Origin of the sequence: Exiguobacterium sp. UBA3491 (assembly GCF_002377745.1) — a bacterium.
In the GTDB taxonomy this organism is placed as follows: domain Bacteria; phylum Bacillota; class Bacilli; order Exiguobacteriales; family Exiguobacteriaceae; genus Exiguobacterium_A.
Genome location: NZ_DFQK01000010.1, coordinates 78,538 through 90,058 on the forward strand (window position 1 = coordinate 78,538; position 11,521 = coordinate 90,058).

General features: G+C 48.0%; 11 protein-coding genes. All 11 read left to right on the plus strand.

Features of this window, described 5'->3' with window-relative positions:
• Positions 1 to 59: 59 nt before the first annotated feature.
• Positions 60 to 1,199 carry a radical SAM family heme chaperone HemW gene (hemW, locus tag B4F99_RS02630; protein WP_290755189.1) on the plus strand — a complete coding sequence of 380 codons (1,140 nt, stop codon included), beginning with the start codon at positions 60 to 62 and terminating at the stop codon, positions 1,197 to 1,199.
• A 326-nt stretch (positions 1,200 to 1,525) separates the two neighbouring features.
• Complete coding sequence (gene hrcA / locus B4F99_RS02635) at positions 1,526 to 2,560, plus strand: heat-inducible transcriptional repressor HrcA (protein ID WP_035409289.1); 1,035 nt, start codon at positions 1,526 to 1,528, stop codon at positions 2,558 to 2,560.
• A 24-nt stretch (positions 2,561 to 2,584) separates the two neighbouring features.
• The gene (gene grpE, locus B4F99_RS02640; RefSeq protein WP_290755120.1) at positions 2,585 to 3,142 is read left to right on the plus strand and encodes a nucleotide exchange factor GrpE; all 558 of its coding nucleotides are present in this window, start codon (positions 2,585 to 2,587) and stop codon (positions 3,140 to 3,142) included.
• 48 nt (positions 3,143 to 3,190) lie between these two features.
• On the plus strand, positions 3,191 to 5,017 hold the full coding sequence (gene dnaK / locus B4F99_RS02645; RefSeq protein ID WP_035398411.1) for a molecular chaperone DnaK: 1,827 nt from the start codon (positions 3,191 to 3,193) through the stop codon (positions 5,015 to 5,017).
• A 132-nt stretch (positions 5,018 to 5,149) separates the two neighbouring features.
• On the plus strand, positions 5,150 to 6,256 hold the full coding sequence (gene dnaJ, locus B4F99_RS02650) for a molecular chaperone DnaJ (RefSeq protein ID WP_023467442.1): 1,107 nt from the start codon (positions 5,150 to 5,152) through the stop codon (positions 6,254 to 6,256).
• Positions 6,257 to 6,281: 25 nt separating this feature from the next.
• A complete protein-coding gene (gene prmA, locus B4F99_RS02655) occupies positions 6,282 to 7,229 on the plus strand; it encodes a 50S ribosomal protein L11 methyltransferase (protein WP_290755122.1) in 948 nt (315 codons plus the stop codon).
• Between the two features lie 4 nt (positions 7,230 to 7,233).
• Positions 7,234 to 7,980 (plus strand): 16S rRNA (uracil(1498)-N(3))-methyltransferase, encoded by a 747-nt coding sequence (locus B4F99_RS02660; RefSeq protein WP_290755124.1) that lies wholly within the window; start codon positions 7,234 to 7,236, stop codon positions 7,978 to 7,980.
• Between the two features lie 5 nt (positions 7,981 to 7,985).
• Complete coding sequence (gene mtaB / locus B4F99_RS02665) at positions 7,986 to 9,320, plus strand: tRNA (N(6)-L-threonylcarbamoyladenosine(37)-C(2))-methylthiotransferase MtaB (protein ID WP_023467445.1); 1,335 nt, start codon at positions 7,986 to 7,988, stop codon at positions 9,318 to 9,320.
• 107 nt (positions 9,321 to 9,427) lie between these two features.
• Positions 9,428 to 10,123 carry a 23S rRNA pseudouridine(2604) synthase RluF gene (rluF, locus tag B4F99_RS02670; protein ID WP_223041446.1) on the plus strand — a complete coding sequence of 232 codons (696 nt, stop codon included), beginning with the start codon at positions 9,428 to 9,430 and terminating at the stop codon, positions 10,121 to 10,123.
• A 47-nt stretch (positions 10,124 to 10,170) separates the two neighbouring features.
• Positions 10,171 to 11,052, plus strand: a complete 882-nt coding sequence (gene rarD, locus B4F99_RS02675; protein ID WP_290755126.1) for an EamA family transporter RarD — start codon at positions 10,171 to 10,173, stop codon at positions 11,050 to 11,052.
• A 16-nt stretch (positions 11,053 to 11,068) separates the two neighbouring features.
• A partial coding sequence (gene rarD / locus B4F99_RS02680) for an EamA family transporter RarD (RefSeq protein WP_290755128.1) occupies positions 11,069 to 11,521 on the plus strand: 453 nt, incomplete at its 3' end.

Below are 11,521 nucleotides of genomic sequence, written 5' to 3' on the forward strand. Positions count from 1 at the left end.
TGGGGGGCGCTTGCGTCCCCTTTTTGGTTTTTATAGAGAAAGGATGAGGCGAAATGGGAATACGCGCCGCATATGTCCACATCCCTTTTTGTGAACATATTTGTTACTACTGTGATTTCAATAAAGTCTTTTTAAAGAATCAGCCCGTCGATGAATACCTCGATGCCCTCGAACGCGAAATCGAATTGACGTTGAAACAATACCCGACGGACCATCTCGAGACGATCTTCATCGGTGGCGGAACACCAACTGCTTTAAATGAACCACAGATGCAACGTTTGATGGAAATCATCCAGAGACACTTATTGCCACTGACAGGCGATGATTTAGAGTACACGGTCGAGTCGAATCCGGACGGTGTATCGGAAGAGAAACTTGATATTATGAAGACAGGTGGTGTCAATCGTGTCAGTTTCGGTGTCCAATCGTTTGACGATGGTTTGCTCGAACGCATCGGTCGAACGCACCGGGAAGCGAAAGTCGCCCAGACGCTCGACGCAGCAGCGAAACGATTTAATAATATCTCCGTTGATTTGATGTTCGGATTACCGAATCAGACGCTCGATCAGGTCCGCTACGATGTCACGCGGGCACTTCAATTGCCGATCACCCATATCTCTTCTTATTCATTGATTTTAGAACCGCATACGGTCTTTGCGATTCAAGAGCGAAAAGGAAAGCTACCGCTACCGACGCAAGATCTCGAGGCAGAGATGTATCAAGTGATGATCGATACGATCGAAGCAGGTGGTTATGCACAGTATGAGATCTCGAACTTCGCGCAAGCAGGAAAAGAGAGTCGTCATAATCGCGTCTACTGGGAAAACGATGAGTACTACGGATTTGGTGCAGGCTCACATAGCTACATCAATCAGACGCGTCGTGCGAACATTGCACCGATTCCGCACTATATCAAGGCAGAAGGGTTACCGGTTCGAAAAGAGACGCCGTTGACGAACGTTGAGCGGATGGAAGAAGAGATGTTCCTCGGCCTTCGAATGAAGGATGGCGTATCGTTCGAGCGTTTCCGGACGAAGTATGGAGTAGCGTTTGAAGATGTATTTGGTGACGTCATGAAACGGTTGTTGCCAAACGGTCTCGTCGAGCAGACGGAGACACATATCCGTTTGACGCCAGCCGGAATTCCGCTAGCGAACGAAGTCTTTGCAGAGTTCATCGGCGAAGCGCAAGTACAATGACATAAGAGTAACTGAAATCAATGAAAATGAGAGAAGCGGTGTTTCCCAAATGTGGAACACCGCTTCTCTCATTTTTTCGACTTCCTTAAAAAATACGCAGTCGTTCCGATGACCGCGATGAACAGCCAGACAAAGACTCCCGCCATTGCCAATAATTCAATCATCCGATTCATCCTTTCCATTCTTTGTTTCACTGTATCGCAGAATGGGAAACTGTTCAAAGGGACACGTAATTCAGTTGACATCGGGCGGACAATTCCTTATAGTAAAAGATGTAATTAGCACTCGTTAAAAGTGAGTGCTAACAAAATAAGGTGGTGAAGAAGGTGCTGACGGATCGTCAATTGTTGATTTTACGTGCAATCGTCGATGATTATATCAAGACTGCTCAACCCGTCGGCTCACGGACGCTCTCAAAACGAGACGACGTGACGTTCAGTTCCGCGACCATTCGTAACGAGATGGCGGACCTCGAAGAGATGGGTCTGATTGAAAAGCCACACACTTCCGCAGGACGGATTCCTTCTGAACTCGGATATCGTTTTTATGTCGACCATCTGATTCGTCCGGAAAACATCACACCAAAAGAAGCACAGGCATTGAAGTCACTCTTTGCCCATTCCGTGAATGAGAATGATCGGTTGATTCGGCACACAGCAGACCTGTTGAGTGATTTAACCCATTACACGACACTTGTACTTGGACCAAAAGAAGACGGACAACGCCTGCATCATCTAGAATTGATTCCTCTTGCCGAAGGTCGTGTCGTCATCGTTCTCGTCACGGAGACGGGACATGTTGAACACAAGACATTGCAATTGAATCAAGCGTTGTCCCAGGAAGCAGCGAGCCGACTGATGGAACGTCTGAACCAGACGTTGCGCGGTACGCCGCTCTCAGCCTTACGCAGTCGTCTGCTTGAGGAAATCCGTCGCTTCCGTTCAGAGCATTCTGAGCAGACGGTATTGCTCTCGAAAGCACTTGATCTCGTCTTGACGGATCAAGAGGAGCGACCGTTCATTTATTTGGGCGGGAAAGCCAACATGTTCGATCAGCCTGAATTTCAGGACGTCGCAAAATTAAGACCTGTTCTCGAACTGATCGAACAGCAAGAAGCTGTTCTCGATTTCCTACGACCGAATCTCGATAATCAAATCTTGATTACGATCGGGAGTGAGAACAATATGGATGCATTAAAAGATTGTAGCGTCATCCGGGCCCATTATTCGGTCGACGGTGTCTCAATTGGGACACTGGCATTGATCGGACCGAAACGGATGGATTACAACCGGGGAATCAACTCGATCATCCATCTACTTCAAGCATTCCAAACCGAATTGCATAAGAACAATTTGGATTGAATATAGAAAGGGGCTCGATTCAGAGTGGAAGAAAAAGAACAGAATCAAAACCTCCAACAAGAAGAAAACGTGACAGAGCCGACTGAAACCGTCGAAGTCACAGAAGAAGAAGTCACCCAAGCGGATCTCGTCGAAGACGAGAAGCCAGACTTCGAAGCACAACTCGCAGAAGCAAAAGCTTCAGAATTACGCCTCCGTGCGGATTTTGAGAACTTCAAGCGTCGTAACCGTGTCGAAGCAGAGAACCGCGCGAAGTATTCTTCACAAGCGATTGTCGAAAAGCTGTTGCCACTCGTCGATAACTTGGACCGGGCGCTCCAAATCGAGACGGAAAACGAGGAGACGAAATCTGTCTTGACGGGTGTCGAGATGGTAAAACGTCAACTCGTCGAAACGCTTCAAAATGAAGGCGTCGTCGAGATTCCAGCTGTCGGTGAAGCGTTCGATCCGAACTTACACCAAGCGGTCGTTCAAGAAGCGAGCGAAGAACACGAATCAGGCGTCGTCATCGCTGAATTTCAAAAAGGGTACAAATTGCACGATCGTGTGATTCGTCCGAGTATGGTTAAAGTAGCTGAGTAATCAGCTTGCACTTTATTATTCCAATCATTGAAAGCGAGGAAATAGATCATGGCAAAAATCATCGGTATTGACTTAGGTACAACGAACTCATGTGTTGCAGTAATGGAAGGTGGCGAACCAGTCGTCATCGCTAACGCAGAAGGAAACCGTACGACACCATCTGTCGTCGCATTCAAAAACGGCGAGCGTCAAGTAGGGGAAGTCGCAAAACGTCAAGCGATCACGAACCCGAACACGATCATGTCGATCAAGCGTCATATGGGTACGGACTATAAAGTAGAAGTTGAAGGCAAAGACTACACACCACAAGAAGTCTCTGCGATCATCCTTCAAAAACTAAAAGCGCAAGCAGAAGACTACCTCGGTGAAAAAGTCACAGAAGCTGTCATCACAGTACCTGCTTACTTCAACGATGCAGAACGCCAAGCGACAAAAGACGCTGGTACGATTGCTGGTCTTGATGTAAAACGGATCATCAACGAGCCTACAGCGGCAGCACTCGCATACGGTCTCGAAAAAGGCGAAGATCACACGATCCTCATCTATGACCTTGGTGGCGGTACGTTCGACGTGTCGATCCTTGAACTCGGTGATGGCGTCTTTGAAGTTGTTTCAACTGCTGGTGACAGCCGTCTTGGTGGAGATGATTTCGACCAAAAAATCATCGACCATCTCGTAGCAGAATTCAAAAAAGAAAACGGCATCGATCTTGCTCAAGATAAGATGGCGCTTCAACGTTTGAAAGATGCAGCTGAAAAAGCGAAAAAAGACCTTTCAGGTGTTTCTTCAACACAAATCAGCCTTCCGTTCATCACAGCTGGCGCATCAGGTCCACTTCACTTGGAAATGACACTTTCACGCGCGAAATTCGACGATCTCACAGCAGATCTCGTTGAACGTACGATGGAACCAACACGCCGTGCTATGAACGATGCAGGTCTGACACCAGACAAAATCGACAAAATCATCCTCGTTGGTGGTTCGACTCGTATTCCTGCAGTTCAAAAAGCAATCCAAGACTTCACTGGTAAAGAATCGTTCAAAGGGGTTAACCCGGATGAAGTCGTTGCCCTCGGTGCAGCGGTTCAAGGTGGCGTATTGACAGGAGACGTCAAAGACGTCGTTCTTCTCGACGTAACTCCACTCTCACTCGGTATCGAGACAATGGGTGGCGTGATGACGAAATTGATCGATCGTAACACAACGATCCCGACTTCGAAATCACAAGTCTTCTCGACTGCAGCAGACAGCCAACCAGCTGTTGACATCCACGTCCTCCAAGGGGAACGTCCAATGGCAGCAGATAACAAAACACTTGGTCGCTTCCAATTGACGGATATTCCGCCAGCACCACGTGGCGTGCCACAAATCGAAGTTAAATTCGACATCGATGCGAACGGTATCGTTAACGTTTCTGCGAAAGATCTCGGAACGAACAAAGAACAGTCAATCACGATCCAATCATCAAGCGGTTTGACTGAAGCGGACATCGAGCAAATGGTCAAAGATGCAGAAGCAAACGCGGACGCAGACAACAAGCGTAAAGAAGAAGTCGAATTACGCAATGAAGCAGACCAACTCGTCTTCGCAACAGATAAAGCAATCAAAGACCTCGGTGAGCAAGTCGCTGACGCTGATAAAGAAAAAGCAGAAGCTGCAAAAGAAAAAGTAACAAAAGCTCTCGAAGGAACAGACATCGAAGCAATCCGTTCTGCAAAAGACGAATTGTCGACAGTCGTTCAAGAGTTGACACAAAAAGTCTACGAGAACATGGCACAGCAACAAGCTGGCGCTGAAGGCGCACAAGCTGGTGGTCAAGACGACAACGTCATGGACGCTGAGTTCGAAGAAGTCGACGAGAAAGACAACAAGTAATTCATCCGACCGATTTTTCGGGCGCTAGAGAGAGCCAAAGCGTATCCGCGCTTTGGCTCTTTCCATGTCGCACGAAGTTCGGTAAAATCAAACAGTATGAAATGAATCGGAATCGAGAGAGGAAGACTGCACGTGGAAAAACGCGATTATTATGAAGTACTAGGCGTCGCGCGCGATGCCTCATCAGCGGAAATCAAACGCGCGTACCGTAAGCTTGCCCGGACGTACCACCCGGACGTCAACAAGGAAGCAGATGCGGATGCGAAATTCAAGGAATTATCGGAAGCGTATGAAGTGTTATCCGATGACAATAAACGAGCACGTTACGACCAATTCGGTCACCAAGATCCATCACAAGGTGGCGGTGGATTCAGTGGAGCTGAAGGATTTGGCGACATCTTCGACATGTTCTTCGGTGGCGGACGTCGTCAAGATCCAAACGCACCACGTAAAGGACAGGATTTACAATACGTCGAGGAAATCGACTTCATGGAATCGGTCACAGGCGTCGAGAAGACGATCACGATTCCAGTCGAAGAAGATTGCGGTACATGTCATGGTTCGGGTGCTAAACCAGGAACACATCCGGAAACATGTAAACGATGTGGTGGTTCGGGTCACATCAACGTCGAACAAAACACGATGTTCGGTCGTGTCGTCAACCAAACGACATGTTCGACATGTCATGGCCGTGGACAAATCGTCAAGGAGCCATGTGAAACATGTCGTGGAGCCGGTCGCGTTCGCAAAAACAAAGATGTCCGTGTCAAAATTCCAGCAGGGATCGACAATGGGCAACAAATCCGCTTAGCAGGTAAAGGGGAAGCCGGTGTCAACGGTGGACCAGCAGGTGACTTGTATGTCGTCGTTCGTGTCGCAGCACATGAACTGTTCGAACGTGTCGACGATCATATCGTCATGGATATGCCACTTACATTCGCGCAAGCAACACTTGGCGATGAGATCGAAGTGCCGACTGTTCACGGTAAGGTCAGTCTGAAGATTCCAGCCGGAACACAGACAGGATCACGATTCCGTCTCCGCGGAAAAGGGATGCCGAACGTTCGATCCGGTCACCATGGCGACCAGTACGTCAATGTCGTCGTCATTACACCGAAGAATCTGACGGAACGTCAAAAAGAACTCTTACGGGAATTCAATGAAATCAGCGATGAAAAAGGTGTCGAAGAGCAACACGAAGGTGTCTTCAGCCGGATCAAGACATTCTTTACAGGGTGATCACTACAGAGGAGCGTGACAAGAAATGAAATGGTCAGAGATCTGTGTCCATACGACACAAGAAGCCATCGAAGCAGTTTCAAACATCTTACATGAAGCGGGAGCAAGCGGAGTCGTTATCGAGGACGTCGAAGATTTCGAGATGATGTCCCACCGCGAAGATAACTTCGGTGAAATTTGGGATGAGACGAAACGAGACGAGTATCCGACACAAGGTGTACTCGTGAAGGCGTATCTTGCAGAAAGCAGCGATTTGACGGACACGATCAAAGGCATCGAACAGGACATCCAACAATTGACGAACTTCGGTCTGTCGATTGGCACGGGTGCTGTCACGCTGACTCAAGTAGATGAAGAAGACTGGGCACATTCATGGAAACAATTCTATAAACCGGTCAAGATCAGCCGCCACCTGACAGTCGTCCCAATGTGGGAAGACTACACGCCACAGCCGGATGAAAAGATCATCGAGCTCGATCCAGGCATGGCGTTCGGAACGGGAACACACCCGACGACGGTTCTTTGCATTCAAGCAATCGAAAACTACTTGCAAGAGCAAGATCGTGTCGTCGATGTCGGTACAGGATCCGGTGTCTTAGCGATTGCAGCTGCGAAGCTTGGGGCAAAGGATGTCTTTGCACTCGATTTAGACGAAGTCGCTGTCAAATCAGCGACGGAAAACGTCGCTTTGAACGAAGTCAGTGAGCAGATCACGGTTCGCCAAGGCGACTTGATGAAGGAATTGAGTGAGCCGGTCGAGTTGATCGTCGCGAACATCTTAGCGGAAGTCATTCTCCTTTTCGTCAAGGATGCCTATACGTTGACGTTACCAGGCGGTCATTTCATCGCTTCCGGTATCATCAGTCAGAAGAAGGATATGGTCGTCCAAGCGATGCAAGAAGCAGGATTTACGATCGTCGAGACAACGAAGCTTGAGGACTGGGTCGCGATCATCGCGAAACGGGAGGCGTAAACGCATGCAACGGTATTTCGTCGAGCCCTCAATGCGTCAGGGAGATGTGTTTCATCTCTCGAAAGACGACGCACACCATATGAAAAACGTCATGCGGATGGAAGTCGGCGGAGAGATTCTCGTACTCGACGGGACAGGTCTTTACCGGTGCCGCCTGGAAGCACTCGATAAACAAGCGGCTTCTGCCCGGATCGAAGAGACTCTACCGATCGAGACGGAATTACCGATTCGTGTGACGATCGCCCATGGATTGCCAAAAGGTGATAAGATCGAACTCGTTGCCCAAAAAGCAACGGAACTCGGGATCCATCATCTACGGATTTTCGAAGCCGACCGTTCCGTCTCGAAATGGGATCAGAAGAAGGTTCCGAAAAAGATTGAACGACTCGAAAAAATCGTCAAGGAAGCAGCGGAACAATCGTACCGTGCCCACTTGCCGACGGTCGACTTCGTGGCGTATGATAAAGTCTTACAGGATGCATCGAACTATACGGCTTGTCTGGTTGCCTATGAAGAATCAGCGAAACAAGGGGAGGCTTCCGTCCTCGCTACGACGCTTGCTGGGCTGCAAGAGGGAGATTCTCTTCTTGTCGTCATCGGACCTGAAGGTGGGTTCGCTGAAGCAGAAATCGCACGTTTGACGGATGCCGGTTTTAAAAAAGCCGCTCTAGGGCGCCGCATCTTACGGACGGAAACGGCACCATTTTATGTCCTTTCCGCCGTCTCGTATCATTTTGAATTGAAAGGGTGAACGAAATGGCAACTGTTGCCTTTCAAACGCTTGGCTGTAAAGTCAACCATTACGAAACAGAAGCTGTCTGGCAACTGTTCAAGGACGCTGGTTACGCACGCGTTGATTTTGCTGATCATGCGGACGTATATGTCGTCAATACATGTACGGTCACGAATACCGGAGATAAGAAAAGTCGCCAAGTCATCCGACGGGCGATTCGCCAAAATCCGGATAGTGTCATCTGCGTAACGGGCTGTTATGCCCAAACATCTCCTGCTGAAATCATGGCGATTCCTGGCGTCGATGTCGTCGTCGGAACACAAGATCGGCATAAAATGATTGGATACATCGAACAATTCCGTGAAGAACGCATGCCAATCAATGCGGTCGGAAACATCATGAAAGCAAAAGTCTATGAAGAACTGGATGTACCGGCCTTTACGGACCGGACAAGGGCTTCTCTGAAAATTCAGGAAGGCTGTAACAATTTCTGTACGTTCTGTATCATCCCATGGGCGCGTGGTCTCATGAGGTCTCGTCAACCAGAAGATGTCTTGAAGCAAGCACAACAGCTCGTTGATGCGGGTTATAAAGAAATCGTCTTGACGGGCATCCATACAGGTGGCTACGGAGAAGACTTAAAAGACTACAACTTAGCGAAATTACTTAAAGCACTCGAATCCGTCAATGGACTCGAACGTTTACGGATTTCGTCGATCGAAGCGAGTCAAATCACGGACGAGGTACTTGATGTCCTGAAGGATTCACCGATTGTCGTTCGTCACTTGCACGTTCCGATCCAGTCTGCATCCGATACGGTCCTTCGCCGTATGCGCCGGAAGTATACGATGGCAGAATTCGGAGAACGGATTACGCGTTTGAAGGAAGTCCTGCCTGACTGTGCAATCACGTCAGATGTCATCGTTGGTTTCCCAGGTGAGACGGAAGAAGAGTTCATGGAAACGTTCAACTTCATCAATGATCATAAGTTCAGTGAATTGCATGTTTTCCCGTACTCGAAACGGACAGGAACACCAGCTGCGATGATGGACGATCAAGTCGAGGAATCAATCAAAGAAGAACGCGTCGCGCGTTTGATCGCCTTATCGGATCAACTCGCGAAGGAATATGCTTCGAAATATGAGGGAGAACTGCTTGAAATCATTCCGGAAGAATTCTCGGAAGAAGCAGGCGGTCGTCTCGTCGGTTATACGGATAACTATCTGCGTGTTGCAATCGAAGGCGATGAGTCAATGATCGGACAACTCGTTCGTGTCAAAATCACGAAAGCGGGCTATCCGATGAATGATGGTCAATTCGTTCGTATCATGCAGACACTCAAAGATGCTGCAGTCTAATCGAAAGGGCAAAGGGAACCTCTGGTTTTCTTTGCCACTTTTTTTGTTTTCATTTCAGGAATGCGCTACACTGAATACAGTTCAATTAAGGAAAGAGGATATCATTCATGCGAATCAACAAATTCATTAGCGAAACGGGCTTTTGCTCAAGGCGTGCTGCCGATAAATTAGTCGAAGCAGGTCGTGTGACGATCAACGGTCTGACAGCAGAACTCGGCTCGCAAGCTGAAGAGACGGACGTCGTCGAAATCGACGGTCAGCCGCTTCAGACAAAACCAAAACCTGTCTACATCGTCTTAAATAAACCAGTCGGCATCACGTGTACGACAGAGCTTGATATCGAAGGAAACATCATCGATTTCGTCAATCATCCGAAGCGGATTTTCCCAATCGGTCGCCTCGATAAAGATTCAGACGGCTTGATTCTGTTGACGAATGACGGTGATATCGTTAACCGGATCTTACGAGCAGAAAACAATCACGACAAAGAATATATCGTAACCGTCGATGCACCAATTACGGATACGTTCATTCAAGGGATGGCGAGTGGTGTTGACATTCTCGGTACGACAACGAAGGAATGCATCGTTGAACCACTTGAGACACGGACATTCCGGATCATTTTGACGCAAGGGTTAAATCGTCAGATTCGCCGTATGTGTAAAGAGTTCGGCTACCGAGTTAAGCGTCTCCAACGCGTTCGGATCATGAACATCGAGCTTGGCGATTTACCGATTGGTTCTTGGCGTGATTTGACAGAAGAGGAATTACGCGAGTTGTTTACGACGCTTGACGGGCAATAAGGTTTAATGAAAGTCGCCACTGGCGGCTTTCTTCATACATAAGGGGGATGACCGTGGATAAAAGGGGTATGAGTGCGACATTCGTCGCTTACGTGATTGGTGGACTGTTGCCGATCTACAAAGTATTTGCAACTGGTATTCCAGCATGGACGGTCGTTTCGATTCGGATTTTGAGTGCGTTCATCTTCGTGACACTGTTGTTACGCCTGACGAAGAAATTCCAATTCGTTCGTCAATTATGGCAAAACAAACGTCAGCGCTATACCGTGCTTGCGGCAGGTCTCGTGTTAGGCGGGAACTGGTCGCTCTATCTGTACGCCATCGGGGAAGGGTATATCGTTGAGTCGTCACTCGGGTATTACATCAATCCCCTCGTCAGCGTCTTGTTCGGTTTGATCTTTTTTAAGGAACGATTGACGCGTCCGCAAGTGATTGCGATTTTATCAGCAATCATCGGTGTGATGATTTTAACGCTCGGTTATGGTCAATTTCCGATCATCGCCTTTTCACTTGCCGTCTCGTTCGCATTTTACGGTGTACTAAAGAAAAAGGCAGCAGCTGAACCATTATCCGGATTATTTTTAGAGACACTGGTCACGCTCCCGTTCGCTCTCTTGACGCTTGGTGTGACAGATAGTCAACCGCTTGCGATGCCGACGAGTGCGCTGATTGCGATCATCATGCTCGGAATCGCAACAGCAGTCCAATTGATGTTATTTGGATACGGGATGCCGAAAATCCCGTTTGTCTATGTCGGAATTCTGCAGTACATTGCACCAACGTTGACGCTACTACTTGGAATTTATCTATTTAATGACGTCTTTACGACGATTCACTTCATCGCTTTTCTGTTCATTTGGATTGCCGTTGCTTTGTTTACGATCAGCGGTTTATCAGCAGGAAAGATACGGATGAAGAAGGTATCATAACGAAAGAAGGGATTATGTGAATCTATCGGGATTTTTTGCGACGCTTGTCGCATATATCATTTGGGGGCTCTTACCGCTTTACTGGAAGATGCTCGCTAATGTACCGAGTGAAGAGATACTAGCGCACCGGATCATCTGGTCGTTTCTATTTCTACTCATCTTACTGTCGTTTCAAAAAGCACTTGGAAAATGGAAGACGGCATTGCGTGATCCGTTCACGCGCCGACTCTTTTTCTTAAATGGACTGATCATCAGCTTGAATTGGTTCATCTACATATGGGCTGTCAATCATCAATTCATTGTTGAGGCGTCGCTCGGCTATTACATCAATCCGCTCGTCAGCATCGTCTTTGGTGTCTTCTTCTTTCAAGAAAAGCTCTCACGGATTGAATGGATCTCGATTGTCCTTGCGACGATCGGTGTTCTGATTTTAACGATTGGCTACGGCGAATTTCCATGGATCTCGATT